Below are 14,002 nucleotides of genomic sequence, written 5' to 3'. Positions count from 1 at the left end.
CGATTGTCGGGGGTGCCCGGCCGTCGCACCCTCGCAGGATGCGCCACCTCCTCCCCGCTTTCGCGCTGCTGCTGGTCCTCGCGAGTCCTGCCGCCGCGGAGCCGCGCTGGTTCGCCGCCGATCCTCCGTTCGGGGTCGCGGACGCTCTGCAGGCCGATGCGAGCGCCGCGATGGCGCAGGACGGAACCGTGATCGTCGCGCGGTTCGCTCCCGACGGGGCGTTGGAGGTGCGGGAGCGGCCGCCGGGTGGGGCGTACGGGCCGGTGATCGACCTGCCGCGGGTGTCCGTGGCTCCGCCCGCGGACTCGCATCTGCGGGTGCTCACGGGGCCTGACGGGACCGCCGCGTTGGTGTTCGACGTCGGCAACGTGCGGTACGCCTCGGTGCGGGCGCCGGGGCAGGCGTGGACCAGCCCGGCGGAGGCCGCGCCGGCGGGCGGCGACGCGGCGCTCGGACCGGACGGGCGGCTGTGGCTCGTCTCCCGCGCGCCCGATCGCGACGACGCGCTCGCGGTCTACCGGCTCGGGAGCCGGGACAGCGTTCCGCTGCTCGACCCAGGCGCGCGGGAGACGTCGCCGGCGATCACCGTGCCCGAGGCCGACCGCGCCCACGTCACGTTCCTCGAGCGAGGGAGCACGCCCGGCGCTCCGGGCGATCCGTGCACGCTGCTGAGCAAGATCCGCGAGGTCGACGTCTCCTCGCGCGGGGTCGTCGGGCCGGTCTGGTCGGTCGCGCTCGCCCAGGGCGAGGGCGAGGTCGCCGAGGGCGCGTGCGCGGTCGAGACGGGCGACGTGCTCGCCGTCCCGATCCAGCTGGCCACCGACGCCGACGGCGCGGACACGATCACCTACACGCGCGCGTCGTTCACGACCGGGACGATCTCCTCGCTCGCCCGCCACCGCAAGCGCGGTGTCGCGTGGCCGTCGGTCCTGCTCCCCGCCGAGGAGGTGACCGGTCCGGGCGCCGTGGTGGAGCGACTGCTCGGCGGACCGGGCGCGCCGGTGGCGGCGATCCGCGCCGGCACCCTCTGGTCGTACGCCACCCGCCGTGACGACGGCACCTGGACGACGCCGCGGCCGCTGTTGGGCGACGAGGGTGCGCGGTTCTTCCAAGCCGCCCGCGCGGGCACGGGCGAGGCGGTGTTCGCGTGGCTCCAGCGCGAGGGGCAGGTGAAGCTGATCGGCCGCGTGCTCGGCGCCGACGGCACCCTGAGCGCCCCGGCGACGCTCGCCCCGGCGACGTTCGACGACAACCTGTTGGCCGTCGGCGCCGACCGTGAAGGCAACGCGGTCGCGCTCGCCGCCCAGGAGGACTACGGCGGGTACGTGCTGCGGGCCTTCGGCTACGACGCGGCCGGGCCGCGGGTGACGTCGTTGACGCTGCCCCAGCACCCCGTCGCGGGCGGGTTCGACCTCTACTCCGTCACCGGCCTCGACGTCTGGTCCGGCCCGGCGAAGGACGCGACGTGGGCGTTCGGCGACGGGCCGCTCGAGAGCGGGCTGACGCGCCCGCACGCCTTCGCGACCGCCGGCTTGAAGGTGATCGGCGTGCTGCTCAGTGACGACTTCGGCAACCAGTCGACCGCGGGGCGGGTGCTTGAGGTCGCCGACGCGCCGCCGCCTCCGGGTCCGGTCGTGGTCCCGGCGCCGACGACCCCGCCTCCGCACGACGCGCGCGCCCCGCGGCTGCTGAGCTTCGCGGTGATCCGCGGCACGCTCCGGCTGACCACGGACGAGGCCGGCCGCGTGCGCGTCGTGCTGACCAAGCAGGCCCGCGGCGTGCGCCGTGGCAAGCGCTGCGTCGCCCCGGGCCGCGCACGCGGGAAGAGCTGTACGCGCACGCTGGACCGCCGCGTCGTCGAGCAGGCGATCGGCGCCGGCGAGCAGCGCGTCCGGCTCCCCCGCCTGAGCGCCGGCACGTGGCGCATGCGCCTGGTCGTCACGGACACGGCGGGCAACGCCGCCCGCGAGCGCACGCTGCAGATCAGACGCTGACGTCCCGGCTCGAGGCGGCCGCGCCGTGGGCGGCGATGAACCACGTCTCGGCCATGCGCACGAGTCGCTGGGCGGTCTTGCCCTCGTCCTCCGTGCGCACCCAGTAGGACCAGCCGTAGGCCTCGGCCAGCCGCTCGACCGCGAAGCCGCGGAAGCCGTCGCTCTGCAGCGCGGTGCGGCCGGTCGGGGAGTCACAGAGCACCTTGAGGAGCTCGTGGCGGAGGGCGGCGACCGAGAGGGCGCCGTCGAGGTCGGCGTGCGGGTCGCGATCGTCGCTGACCGGGTCCTCGCGGTGCTCGAGCTGGTAGTCGGCCTCGGCCGCGTCGAGCTCGAGCGGGTGGCCGAGCGCGGCGGCCCACCCGTCGATCGCGAGCGCGCGCATCACGACCTCGGCGAACGCCTTCAACGGCAACGGCAGCGGCGCGATCGCGACCGGGTGGGAGAGCAGCGCGTAGCCGTCGGCGATCTGGATCAGCAGCTCGGCGGCACCGGCGGCAACGGCGTCGTCGCCGTCCAGCCAGGGCGTCGCGAACGCGTAGAGGTCGAGCGCGCGACCCGCGAAGCCCGCGTCGACGGCGCCCGCGGCGAAGGTCGCCCAGCACTCGCCGTGGTGCTCGGCGGCGAGCCGCGCCGCGAGCTCCTCCTCGGTCGAGCGCACGCGCACGGGCCCGGAGGCGGGCGGCGGTTCGACGTCTCCGAGGAGCTCGATCAGCTCCTGACGGGCGATGCGTTCGACGAGATCGAGGACGGTCACGCGCGGCAGAGTACAGCGCTCCCGGCGCGGTCCACCGCCTCCGGCGAGGGTCGACGTCAGGGAGCCTGCATGCGCGCGTTGAACGGGAACTTGCGCAGCGTTTTGCGCACCGGGCCGTCGCGGGTCACGTAGCGCAGCGTCCGCGGCCCGCCGGTGTCGGTCCACATGAACACGTTGGCCGTGTACGCCGCCTGCGCGTAGCCCTTCGAGACCGAGACGTCCGTGATCGCGTCGTTGTGGACCACGACCACGACGCGCCCCGCGCTGCCGGGCATCGCGATCGCCATCGGGGCCTGGTTGGCGATCCCGATCGGCTGGCAGCCGGACGCCGACCGGTCCTTGATCCGCATCACGACGCAGATCGTCGTCCGCCGCGGCACCAGCCACACCTTGACCGAGTTGGCGCGCAGCGCCAGGCGTGATCCGGGCAGCCCCGGCAGCTCGTCGCGGCCGTCCGACGGCGCCCGCAGGATCGCGAACATGTCGGCCGGAGGCGCCGCCGCGCCCGCGTAGCTCGTGCCCTTCGCGCTCCCGTCGGCCGCCGTCCAGTTCGCCCGCACGACCGGCGAGGGCAGGTCGACGACGACGCCGTTGTCCACCACCGGGAGCGTCTTCTCGTCACCGTCGGCCAGGATCAGCGAGACCTTGCGCACGCCGTCGGAGAACGCGAACGCCACGCCGCCGTCGAAGTCCTGCTTGAGGAAGCCGTCCAGCGCGGACGTGACCGGCCCGCACGGAGCGCGCCCGGTACCGCGCCCCTTCAAGACCAGGCACACCTCGCCCTGCATCCGGCGCAGGAACGCGCCGCCGGCGGACCCGATCGCGCGGCTCTCCGCGCCGCCGTCCGCGGGCGTGGCCGGCCGGCGGAACACGTGATAGTTCGCCTCGACCGACCCGGGCGTGACGGCCGGGACCTCGACGTCCGAGGGCGACCGCGGGATCGCGACGAACGCGACGACCGCCGCCGCGGCGAGCACGGCGACCCGCGCTCCGCCCACCACGCGCCGCCGTCGCCGGCGCCGCACGGCCGCGTCGACGAGCAACGTCTCCAACTGCGGCAGATCGCTCATGCCTGGTCCTCCACGTGACGACGCAACGCACCCAGCCCACGCGAGACGCGCTTGCGCACGACCGCCTCCGACGTCCGCAGCTCGCGCGCGATCTCCTCGTACGAGCGCTCCTCGACCACCCGGGCCTGGACCGCCTCCGCCTGGTCGTCCGGGAGGTACGAGAGCGCGTTCTCGAGCAATTGGCCGGCATGGATGCGCTCGAGCGCGTCGAGGGTGTCGTCGGCCAGGACCAGGGGCGGCATCCCGAGGCGCGCACGCGCCCGCGACTCCACCCGCCGGCGCTCGAAGCTGCGCCCCAGCACATTGCGCGCGATCCCGAACAGCCACGCCACCGCCGGCGCCTCGCCCGCCCGGAAGCGCCCGCACGACAGCAGCGCCGCCGCGAAGCACTCCGCCGACAGGTCGGCCGCCAGCTCCACGTCGCCGACGCGCCGGTAGAAGTAGCGGAACACCGCCCGCTCGTGGCGCGCGTAGAACTCGCCGAACGCCCGCGGATCGCGGCGCGTGGCGGCCAGGAGCTGTTCGTCTGAGCGGTTCACCTTCCCTTCCCTACGGCGAGGTGAGGATCCTGTGACCGGCTAGCCTGCCTGCGCGTGGCCGCCGACATCACGCTCTTCACCGATCCTGCCTGCCCGTTCGCGTTCTCGGCCGAACCGAACCGCCAGCGGCTGCGCTGGTACTACGGCGATCAGCTGCGGTGGCGGCTGAACATGATCGTGCTGACGCTCGAGCCCGGCGAGGACGCCAAGCTCGCCGAGGGCGCGCCCGGCCTGCAGCGCAAGTACGGGATGCCGATCGACCCCAACCCGTACGAGCGCACCTTCTCGTCGCAGCCCGCCTGCCGCGCCGTCGTCGCCGCCCGCCTCAACGCCCCCGGCGCCGAGGCACCGTTACTGCGCCGACTGCGCGTCCGGGCGATGCAGCGCGGCCTTCTCGACGACCCGGCGCTGATCCACGGCGCGGCGACCGACGTCGGTCTCGACCCCGCCGACCTCGAGAACTGGATGCGCATGCCGGCGGTGGAGGACGCCCTGCGCGCGGACATCGAGGCCGCCCGCTCCCCCAGCCCGGCCGCCCGCCGGCTGGACCACAAGCTGGGCGGTCCGGAGCACGAGCGCCGCTACACGGCGCCGAGCTACGAGATCACGGCCGACGGTCGCACGTTCTCGATCCCCGGCTACAACCCGATCGAGGTCTACGAGACCGCGCTGGCCAACCTCGGCCTCGCCCGCCGGGCCAAGCCCGAGTCGGTCGAGCAGGTGCTCGCGTGGGCGCCGGAGCCGCTGGCCACGGTCGAGGTCATCGCGATCATGCAGGCCGATCCGGCGAAGACCCGCGCCGCCCTCGCCCGCGCCGGCACGCCGATCCCGGCCGGCGCCGACTTCTACTGGACCGCCTAGTCACGCTTGCAGCCCCTCGCGGCACTGAGGGGCGATGCTGCACTCGAGCTTGAAGCGGGCGCGGAGCGAACCCGCCGCGGCGTCGTCGCGCGCGGGTCGGTCCAGAAGCTCGGGATCGCGATCCCGCAGGTGTAGCCGGACGACTGCCGAGAGCGAGGGCGCGACGATCGAGGACTGGCGCAAGACGTTCGCCGACCGCAAGGTGGTCCTCCTCGGGCCCGCTTCGGTGCACGGGCGGCCTTGGGACGAGCGCGGGCGCTTCCCGATCATGGGCGTGACGGCGCGCTCGGTGGTGCGGGTCGAGGCGACCTTCGACGACAGTCCGCCGGCCGTGGCCGAGGGCGTCCGCCACGGCTACGTGATCTGGGTGCAGGCGCGGGATCGTCGGCTACGACGCCGCCGGGAAGGTCATCGGGCGCGTCGACGCGAGCCGGATCGACCTCAGCAAGGTCTGCTTCGCCGAGCGCGGCTGCCCGCCGGCGCGCTGGACGTACGCCCCCTCGGACAGGTAGCGTCGCCGCCCGTGCCGGCGGTCCGCATCATCCCGTTCTCCCCCGGGCGGCGCCCGACCGACGAGGCGCGCCATCCCGGCATGGGCTCCAGCGACGCCGTCGCGTTCCGCGACGGCGCGTACTACCTCCTGATCGCGGTCACCGACGGCGCCGGGTGCGACCTCGTCGTCGGCGGTCGCACCGTCACGCCGACCGTGTTCGCCGAGGACGGCAGCCTGCGTGAGACCTCCCTCGGCGACGGCACGTATGTGATCGCGCTCGACGACCTCCCTGGCGAGTACTCGTTCGCGACGCTGTTCTCGCAGCAGTTGGCGGTCGAGGTCCGCGTCGGCGAGACGAGCGCCGAGGCGACGCTCGAGGTCTACGACGTCGAGCAGATGGGCTCGCTCTATGAGCGGATCGTCGAGCGCGTCGTCAAGCCCGACACCGAACGCCAGGCGCCTGGCCTTTCGCACGCCTACCACCCGTGGTTCCCGGTGCTCTTGATCGGCGCGCACAAGGCCGAGCTCTACACCCGTGCGCTGGTCGGCGACATCGTCCACAAGCGGCGCAACCTCGCCGATCCCGGCTGGCTGGTGCGCGTCGGCCTGTATCTCGAGTTCCTCACGGCGCTCGGGATCGTCGAGGCCGTCAAGGACGACATCGGCGACATCCTCAGCGCGGACGAGCGCGCCGCGTTCGAGACCGCGCCGGAGTTCGCGCCGATCCGCGCGCGGCTCGACGTCGAAGGCTGGCGCGGCGTCTGGGGCCTGCGGGCCATCACCACCCGCGGCCTCCCCCGCTCCGGCCCGGTCTCGGCGATGAACCTGATCGCCAAGCGGCGCGCGACGCTGCAGTTCCTGCACGTCCATCACCGGGACCTCCAGCACGCGATCGAGCTCGCCGGACCGAACCTCGACCACGCCCAGGAGACGTGGCACCGCGTCTTCCGCGACGCCGAGCGCGCCGTGCTGCGGCAGACGCCGGACGCGTTCCCGGAGCTCGCCGACCTGCCGGCCGAGGTCCGCAAGTTCGTGCTCTGGCACCGCCAGGGTCAACTCGGATTGACGCGCGCGCTGCGCGTTCCCGGGCCGCTCGGCAAGCTGCTCGGCGACCAGGACGGCCTGTTCGGCTCGGCGTGCAACCAGTACCGGGACTCGATGAACCAGGTCGCCGACCGGGCCCGGGAACTGGGGCTGATGGACCACACGGGCGACGAGTGCGTCCCGCGCGCGGTGAGCCTGTTCGAGGCGCACCTCAACCAGCCGTCGCGGGTGGCGCTGCTGCAGCAGCGCGACGGCTACGACTCCGACCGCATCGAGGTCGGCGCCGAGCTGCCCGCGGGCTACGCGCCGCCGCTGAACGTCCTCGCCGACCTGCTCGGCGCGACCGCGCCGTTCTCGATCCTCGCCGAGGACGAGATCGACCGGCTCGCCCACAGCGCCCGCCCGCAGCTCTACGGGCCGCTCGAACGGATCATCGTGCAGGGCCAGGACGGGGACTCGCTGTTCGCTGTCGTCGACGGCTCGGTCGAGGTGCTGCTGCGCCGCTCCGACGGCACCGACGTGGGGCTGGGCATGCGCCGCGACTGCGTGATCGGCGAGATGTCGCTGCTCACCGGCGAGCCGCGCTCGGCCACCGTGCGGGCGCTCGACGGCGCGCTCGTCTACGAGGTCGGCAGGCGCCAGCTGCAGCCGCTGCTCAACGCGCGCCCCGAGCTCGTCGACGCGCTCCAGGAGGCGATGGCCGCACGGCTGGCGGCGCAGCAGTCGCAGCTCGCGCGCTACGAAGGCTGGACGGGCGCGTTCCGGCGAAGATTTGCGAAGAGCGCCAGCGCGTAGACGCCCGCGGGGTGGGCGCGGAAGCGCTCGATGTCCTCGCGCACCGGGCCGGGCAACTGGTCCGGCTGCGGCAGCGTCACGCCGTACTCCGGCGGGAGCACGACCGCGGCGGCCAGGCAGGCGAACGTCAGGTCGGCGGCCGTGAAGCGGTCGCCGGTCAGGTACGGGCGGCCGTCGGCGAGCCGCGCGGCGATGGCGTCGAACTCGGCGAGCACTTTCGCGCGATCGTCGTCGAGGCTGCGGAGCTGGAGGTGGCGGCGCGCCCAGCGGTTGGCGAGCGCGTAGAGGCTCCGCAGCGCCTTGTCCTCCCATGCCGGAACCCCCTGGTCGTTGTAGGGGAGCATCAGCTCGGGGCGCGGCAGCATGTGCGCGTAGATCAGGCGGCGGCCGTCCGGGCCGAGGCCGTCGTCGAGGTGGCGCGAGAGCGTCTCGACCTCGGGGTCGCCCGTGGCCAGGCGATGGTGCGGCTCCAGGTGCAGATCGGCGTAGCGCACGATCCACTCCGAGCCGGCGAACGTGCCGTGCCCGGTGACCAGGACCGGCGTCGTGCCGTTTCCACCCGCGCGGCGGGAGGCGAGCATGTGCACGCCCTGGACGTGGCGTTCCTCGGTGTAGGCGAGCCCGGCGCGCTCGAGCGCCCAGCGTGCCTTCTCGCAGTAGTGGCTGATCGGGAGGGTGACGAGGCGCCTCAGCGCGTCGTCACCGACACGTAGGCGATCTGCTCCTCGGGGCCGAAGACCAGATCCATGATGAGCTTGATCACGCAGGGCATGGACAGGATGATCGGCTGCGGCGTCGGGATCTTGCATCGCTCTCAGGGGTGAAGGATTCCACCCGTTGATTTTCCTCGACGGGTCCGGAGATACTCGCCCGTATGCCACGAATGGCCCTGATCGGAACGGCGTTCTTGACCCTCTGGCTCGCCGCGCCGGCGCAGGCCGTGACGCGCATCTGGCGTCCCGGGTTCAGCGGCAACTGGAGTGACCCGAACAACTGGTTCAACGGAGCGGTGGCAGGCCCCGGCGACGTCGCCAACCTCGGCCCGACCGACGATGGCCACAAGGTGACGCTCGATGTCCCGATCACGGTCCAGGCGGTGCAGAACGGATCGGCGCTCGACATCAAGAAGTCGCTGACGATCACCGGGCATCCGACCGAGGTCACCTCGTTCACCAGCGCGGTCGCCAGCGACGGCGCCGTCGTCACGTTCGCCGGGCCCGGCGCCTACCAGGGCGGCCTGACGCTCACGGGCGGCACGTCGCTGGTGATCTCCGGAGCGGGCGTGAAGTGGACCGGCGCCGTGCTCGGCGCGGGCACCACCACGATCACGCCGACCGGCGACGTCACGGTCGACAACAGCGTGCTCAACATCTCCACGAAGTTCCAGAACAGCGGCAAGCTGCGGACCGACGTGCTGACCGAGATCGCGCCGGCGCCCGACTCCCCCGCGAGCACCGGCAGCTTCGAGATCGGGGCCACCGGGACGCTCTCGTTGCGGCCCGGCACCGGCTCGACGTTCGACTTCGCCGCGGGCTCCGCGGTCACCGGACCGGGGCGCTTCGAGATGTCGCCGCAGCTCAACAGCGTGGGCAAGGCCCGCGTGCTGTCCGGGGCGACCTTCACGCCGGGCATGCTCGCGCTGTACCTCGCCGCGCGACTCGAGCTCGGGGCCGACGCCACCGTCGGCGCGATCGAGCTGCACGACATCCGCGGCACCGGCGGGCGCTACGGCGCGGGCGAGCTGCGCGCGATCGGCCCGGCCGACTCCTACCTGCTCGGCACCCACCTCGGCGGCGGGCGGACGCGCATCGACGGCCCGCTGCAGATCGACGCGACGTCGAGCCACCTCGACGGCGGAGCCGTGCTGGACACGCGGGGCGCGACGGCGTTCAAGGGCGGCGGCATCGACCTCGACGCGGGTAGCTGGGAGAACAGCGGCACGATCACGGTCACCGGAGGCGAGCTCTCTGGTCCGGGCGTGCTGGACAACTCGGGCGCGATCGTCAAGAACACCGGCACGACCTTCTTCGGCACCGGCTCCTTGAAGAACTCGGGGACGATCACGATCAACGCCGGGACGTTCGGCGGCGGTGGCCCGGCCTACGGCACGCTGACGCAGTCCGCCGGGCTGACGAACGTGTTCTCGGGCGCGACGTTGAACAAGAACGTCGTGCTCGACGGCGGCACGTTGAAGGGCCGCGGGACCGTGCGCGACGTGACCAACAACGGCGGGACGATCGAGCCGGGCGCCTCGCCCGGGACCCTGAACGTGGCGGGCGCGTTCACGCAGTTCGGAGGCGGCCTGCTGCGGATGGAGCTGGAAGGCGCCGGCGCCGACCAGCACGACCTGCTGGCCGTGACCGGCGCGGCGAGCCTCGGCGGGACGCTCGAGTTGCTCGGCTCCTATGTGCCGACCGCGGGCGACCAATTGCCGATCGTGACCGCGGGCACGCTCGGCGGCGCGTTCTCGAGCGTCACCGGGGCCGCCGCGAGCCGCTTCCGGCTCGGCGTCGTGGGTGGCGGGCTGGCGCTGTGCCCGGCCGCGGCCGCGACGTGCGGGAGCCCCACGCCGACGCCGACCGCCACGCCGACGGCCACGGCCACCGCGACGGCGACGTCGTCACCCACCGCCACCGCCACGCCGACGGCCACCGCGACCGCGACGGCGTCACCCACCGCCACCGCCGACCCGACCGCCACCGCCGACCCGTCGCCGACGCCGACCGCCGTCCCGCAGCCCACCGCCTCGCCCTCGCCCACGCCGACCGCGACCCCCACGTCGACGCTCACCGCCGCCGACCTCGTCGCGCTCCCCGCCAACACACGGTGCGTGTCGCGCCGGACGCTCACGCTGCGGCTCCGCCACCCCGCGAGCGTCAAGATCGCCAAGGCGACCGTCTCGATCAACGGCAGGAAGGCCAAGCCGTTCACGGGCACGATCACCCTGCGCGGTCTGCCGAAGGGGCGCTACACGGTGAAGGTGGCCGTCAAGCTCGCCGACGGCCGCACCTTCACCGTCACGCGGCGCTACCGGACGTGCGCGCCGAGGAGCCGCTCGCTCAGCTCCCAGAGCCGGTCCGCGTTGTCGCGGTCGAGCGCGTAGGGAGCGACGCCGCCCGCGTCGTAGCGGTCGACGACCGGCGCCTCGTTGCAGTCGACGTAGTAGCGGCCGCCGATGCCCTCGAGCTCCGGCCGCGCGGCGAGGACGGTCGACGTCGCGGCGCCCTGCTCGGGGGTCTTGAGCACGAGCCCGCTCTTGAGCGCCTGCTCGATCAGCTCGGGCCCGGTGTGCCGCTGCAGGTTGGTCGCGATCCCGCCGGGGTGCAGCGCGTTGGCGTAGATGCCGTCGCGCTCCCAGCGGGCGGTCGCGCCGACCGCGAACAGGACGTTGGCGGTCTTCGCCTGACCGTACGCGCCAAACGGCGTGTAGTCGCGGAAGGCGAAGTTGAGGTCGTCGAAGATCACAGGCGAGCGCAGGTGCGCGCTCGAGCTGACCGAGACGATCCGCGCGCCCTCGGCCGCCAGCGCGCCGTGCAGGCCGGTGGCGAGCGCGAAGTGACCGACGTGGTTGGTGGCGAACTGCATCTCCAGGCCGTCGCCGTTCAGCGTCAGCTCCTGGATCGCCATCACGCCCGCGTTGTTGACGAGCAGGTGCAGCGGGCCGTCCCAGCCACGAGCGAACGCCTCGACGGACTCGAGATTGGCGAGGTCGAGGTAGCTGACGCCGGTGGCGCCGGTCTCGGTCGCGACGCGCTCGCCGGCCGTGACGTCGCGGGCGGCGATCGTCACGTCCGCGCCGGCCTTGGCCAGCGCGCGGACGGTCTCGATGCCGATGCCCGACGCGCCGCCGGTGACGATCGCCCGCTTGCCCGAGAGGTCGACGCCTTCGACGACCTCCAGCGCGGTGGTGTCGAACCCGTACTTCACGCCTTCACCCCTCCCTGCGCGGCGACCGCGAGGTGGTCCCACTGCTCCCACTCGGCGATCCGCTTCGCGTACTCGTCCTTGATCATGTTCAGCGTGCCGGTGCCGAGGAAGAGCCGCAACGGCGGCTCGTCGGCGTCGACGAGCTCGAGGACCACCGGGCCGGTCGCCTCGGGGTCGCCCGGGTCGAACAACTCGTTGTCGCCGTCGTTGGCGCGCGCCGCCCGATAGTCGCGGACGGCCTGGTACTCAGGGATCGGGTCGGCGACGACCGCCGAGGGACCGCGCCAGTCGGTCGAGAAACCGGCGGGCTCGATGATCGTGACCTTGATCCCGAAGCCCGCGACCTCGCCTGCCAGCGACTGCGTGAAGCCCTCGAGCGCCCACTTGGACGCGTGGTAGAGCCCGATGCCCGGGAAGGCGTTGACGCCGCCGATGCTCGACACCTGGATGATGTGGCCCGAGCGCTGCTCGCGCAGGATCGGGAGCGCCGCCTTGGTCACCCACAGGGCGCCGAACACGTTCGTCTCGATCTGCGCCCGCGCCTGCTCCTCGGTGACCTCCTCGATCGTCCCGAACAAGCCGTAGCCGGCGTTGTTGACGACGACGTCGAGACGGCCGAAGTGCTCATGGGCCTGCTTGACGGCCGCGTCGATCGCGGCCTTGTCGGTCACGTCCAGCGCGAGCGGAAGAACCAGGTCGCCGTAGGTCTCGACGAGCGGGGTCAGCGTGGCGGCGTTGCGCGCCGTCGCGACCACCCGATCGCCGCGCTCGAGCGCGGCCTCGGCCCAGACACGGCCAAATCCCTTCGAAGTGCCGGTGATGAACCAGACTTTCGACATTCATGCCTCCTAGAATCAAGCGGAGGATTGCTCCGGTTCGCTCAATGTAGCACCAACCGGAGGGACCCTCCGTTTACATCTCGATGACTCGTCCTGAGACCACGAAGCGCGCCGACGCCCGCCGCAACCGCGAGAAGCTCCTCAACGCGGCCGGTGAGCTGTTCGCGACCGTCGGCACCGAGGTCTCCCTGGACGCCGTCGCAAAGGGCGCCGGGGTCGGGATCGGCACGCTGTATCGCCACTTCCCCACCCGCGACGCGCTCGTCGAGGCCGCCTACCGCGCGGAGGTCGAGCACCTGTGCGAGGCGGCGGAGGCACTGCTGAAGGCCCACCCGCCCGACGTCGCGCTGGAGCGCTGGATGGAGCGCTTCGTCGCCTACGCGGAGACCAAGAAGGGGATGCGCGGCGCGCTGACCCAGATCGTCGCGGGCGGCTCGGACGTCTACGCCGAGACCCGGGTGCAGATCCTCTCCGCCCTCGGGGAGCTGTTGGCGGCCGGCGTCGAGGCCGGCGTCCTGCGGTCCGACGTGACCGCGGACGACATCTGGCGCGCCATGGGGCCGGTCTGGTCCACCGATGACCGGGACCAGATCGCCACGCTGTTGAAGCTGTTGATGGACGGCTTGCGGCACACTGCCGCATAGATGTCCGACGCCCCGACGACCGCCTCGGCGATGAAGGCGGTCCTCACCGACGCCCGCTTCTCCGATCCCGACTGGATCTTCGAGCGCAAGCTCGACGGCATCCGCTGCATCGCGATCCGCGACGACGGCGCGGTCAAGCTCCTCTCGCGCAACGACCTGTCGCTCAACGGCCGCTACCCCCACGTCGTCGAGGACCTCCAGTCGCAGCCGTGCACCCGCTTCGCGATCGACGGAGAGGTCGTCGCGTTTGAGGGGACGCGGACCTCGTTCCAGGGCCTCGGGCACAAGGACGCGTCGATCTTCTACTACGTCTTCGACATCCTCTGGCTCGACGGCGAGGACGTCCGCGACCGCCCGCTGCGCGAGCGGAAAGTCCTTCTAAAGGATTCTCTGAACTTCAAGAACCACGTCCGGTACACGGAGCACCGGAATGAAGAAGGCGAGGCGATGTTCGCCGAGGCGTGCGCCAAGGGCTGGGAGGGCGTGATCGCCAAGCGAGCCGATTCGGTGTACACGTCCAAGCGCTCCAAGGACTGGCTCAAGTTCAAGTGCGAGCAGGGCCAGGAGCTCGTCATCGCCGGCTTCACCGCGCCGCGCGGGTCGCGCGAGGAGTTCGGCGCGCTGCTCGTCGGCCACTACGCCGACGGCGAGCTCCGCTACGCGGGCAAGGTCGGCACGGGCTTCGATCGCGAGACCCTCAAGGACCTCGGCGCCCGCATGCGCGCCCTGGTCCGCGAGACCACCCCGTTCGCCGACTCCCCGAACTACCGCGACGCCACCTGGATCGAGCCCGAGCTCGTCGGCGAGTTCGGCTTCTCGGAGTGGACGACCGCCGGCCGCCTGCGCCACCCGAAGTTCCTGGGAATGCGCGACGACAAGGCCGCGGCGGACGTGGTGCGCGAAGCGCCCCGTTAAACGCGGAAGCCCGCTCGGGAGCGGGCTTCGGCCATCAGAAGATCAGGCGGGTTATGGTCGGGGGACGTCGTAAAACGAGGTCTCAGCCCTCGGGTTGCCGTCGCTGTCTGACACCCCTTGTATCGGC

At 72.7% G+C, this 14,002-nt stretch carries 12 protein-coding genes; 6 read left to right on the top strand and 6 right to left on the bottom strand.

Annotated elements, in window-relative coordinates; all coding sequences use genetic code 11:
* Window positions 1-38: 38 nt before the first annotated feature.
* On the top strand, window positions 39-1,994 hold the full coding sequence (locus G569_RS0129745) for a hypothetical protein (RefSeq protein WP_028066118.1): 1,956 nt from the start codon (window positions 39-41) through the stop codon (window positions 1,992-1,994).
* Here G569_RS0129745 and G569_RS0129740 read toward each other — a convergent pair.
* The 3 genes from G569_RS0129740 to G569_RS0129730 are packed head-to-tail and all read right to left on the bottom strand — an operon-like array spanning window position 1,984 to window position 4,357.
* A complete protein-coding gene (locus G569_RS0129740; RefSeq protein WP_028066117.1) occupies window positions 1,984-2,748 on the bottom strand; it encodes a hypothetical protein in 765 nt (254 codons plus the stop codon). The two genes, G569_RS0129745 and G569_RS0129740, sit on opposite strands and share 11 nt — an antisense overlap.
* Window positions 2,749-2,804: 56 nt before the next feature.
* The gene (locus G569_RS0129735; protein WP_028066116.1) at window positions 2,805-3,818 is read right to left on the bottom strand and encodes a hypothetical protein; all 1,014 of its coding nucleotides are present in this window, start codon (window positions 3,816-3,818) and stop codon (window positions 2,805-2,807) included.
* Complete coding sequence (locus G569_RS0129730) at window positions 3,815-4,357, bottom strand: RNA polymerase sigma factor (RefSeq protein ID WP_053227159.1); 543 nt, start codon at window positions 4,355-4,357, stop codon at window positions 3,815-3,817. The genes G569_RS0129735 and G569_RS0129730 overlap by 4 nt, the downstream gene beginning before the upstream one ends.
* Before the next feature lie 54 nt (window positions 4,358-4,411).
* Here G569_RS0129730 and G569_RS0129725 point away from each other — a divergent pair, with 54 nt between their 5' ends.
* The gene (locus G569_RS0129725; protein ID WP_028066114.1) at window positions 4,412-5,218 is read left to right on the top strand and encodes a DsbA family protein; all 807 of its coding nucleotides are present in this window, start codon (window positions 4,412-4,414) and stop codon (window positions 5,216-5,218) included.
* A 523-nt stretch (window positions 5,219-5,741) separates the two neighbouring features.
* Window positions 5,742-7,550 (top strand): cyclic nucleotide-binding domain-containing protein, encoded by a 1,809-nt coding sequence (locus G569_RS52645; protein WP_157592412.1) that lies wholly within the window; start codon window positions 5,742-5,744, stop codon window positions 7,548-7,550.
* Here the strand turns inward: G569_RS52645 and G569_RS0129710 are convergent.
* The gene (locus tag G569_RS0129710; RefSeq protein ID WP_084285778.1) at window positions 7,493-8,359 is read right to left on the bottom strand and encodes a glutathione S-transferase family protein; all 867 of its coding nucleotides are present in this window, start codon (window positions 8,357-8,359) and stop codon (window positions 7,493-7,495) included. The genes G569_RS52645 and G569_RS0129710 overlap by 58 nt on opposite strands.
* A 65-nt stretch (window positions 8,360-8,424) precedes the next feature.
* On the opposite strand from G569_RS0129710, the gene G569_RS63150 reads away from it, so the two are divergent.
* Window positions 8,425-10,653 carry an autotransporter outer membrane beta-barrel domain-containing protein gene (locus G569_RS63150; RefSeq protein WP_157592411.1) on the top strand — a complete coding sequence of 743 codons (2,229 nt, stop codon included), beginning with the start codon at window positions 8,425-8,427 and terminating at the stop codon, window positions 10,651-10,653.
* On the opposite strand, the gene G569_RS0129700 is transcribed toward G569_RS63150, so the two are convergent.
* Together G569_RS0129700 and G569_RS0129695 are read right to left on the bottom strand one after the other, a co-directional pair.
* The gene (locus tag G569_RS0129700; RefSeq protein WP_028066110.1) at window positions 10,578-11,477 is read right to left on the bottom strand and encodes an SDR family NAD(P)-dependent oxidoreductase; all 900 of its coding nucleotides are present in this window, start codon (window positions 11,475-11,477) and stop codon (window positions 10,578-10,580) included. The two genes, G569_RS63150 and G569_RS0129700, sit on opposite strands and share 76 nt — an antisense overlap.
* Window positions 11,474-12,316: an SDR family oxidoreductase gene (locus G569_RS0129695; protein WP_028066109.1), complete on the bottom strand. Its 843-nt coding sequence runs from the start codon at window positions 12,314-12,316 to the stop codon at window positions 11,474-11,476. Before G569_RS0129695 ends, G569_RS0129700 begins: the two co-directional genes overlap by 4 nt.
* A gap of 83 nt (window positions 12,317-12,399) precedes the next feature.
* Here G569_RS0129695 and G569_RS0129690 point away from each other — a divergent pair, with 83 nt between their 5' ends.
* Window positions 12,400-12,960, top strand: a complete 561-nt coding sequence (locus G569_RS0129690) for a TetR/AcrR family transcriptional regulator (RefSeq protein WP_028066108.1) — start codon at window positions 12,400-12,402, stop codon at window positions 12,958-12,960.
* On the top strand, window positions 12,961-13,875 hold the full coding sequence (ligD, locus tag G569_RS0129685) for a non-homologous end-joining DNA ligase (RefSeq protein WP_211233131.1): 915 nt from the start codon (window positions 12,961-12,963) through the stop codon (window positions 13,873-13,875). It abuts the gene before it with no gap.
* Window positions 13,876-14,002 lie beyond the last annotated feature (127 nt).

This window comes from Solirubrobacter soli DSM 22325 (genome assembly GCF_000423665.1).
GTDB lineage: Bacteria > Actinomycetota > Thermoleophilia > Solirubrobacterales > Solirubrobacteraceae > Solirubrobacter > Solirubrobacter soli.
Note: the sequence above shows the minus strand (reverse complement) of the source record. Positions and strands in the feature narration are given on the sequence as shown.

Bases quoted from the DNA above. Each gene is read 5' to 3' on its own strand.
- G569_RS0129745 (WP_028066118.1), top strand. From the start codon at position 39: ATGCGCCACCTCCTCCCCGCTTTCGCGCTGCTGCTGGTCCTCGCGAGT.
- G569_RS0129735 (WP_028066116.1), bottom strand. From the start codon at position 3,818: ATGAGCGATCTGCCGCAGTTGGAGACGTTGCTCGTCGACGCGGCCGTG.
- G569_RS0129710 (WP_084285778.1), bottom strand. From the start codon at position 8,359: ATGCAAGATCCCGACGCCGCAGCCGATCATCCTGTCCATGCCCTGCGT.
- G569_RS63150 (WP_157592411.1), top strand. From the start codon at position 8,425: ATGCCACGAATGGCCCTGATCGGAACGGCGTTCTTGACCCTCTGGCTC.
- G569_RS0129695 (WP_028066109.1), bottom strand. From the start codon at position 12,316: ATGTCGAAAGTCTGGTTCATCACCGGCACTTCGAAGGGATTTGGCCGT.
- G569_RS0129690 (WP_028066108.1), top strand. From the start codon at position 12,400: ATGACTCGTCCTGAGACCACGAAGCGCGCCGACGCCCGCCGCAACCGC.
- ligD (WP_211233131.1), top strand. From the start codon at position 12,961: ATGTCCGACGCCCCGACGACCGCCTCGGCGATGAAGGCGGTCCTCACC.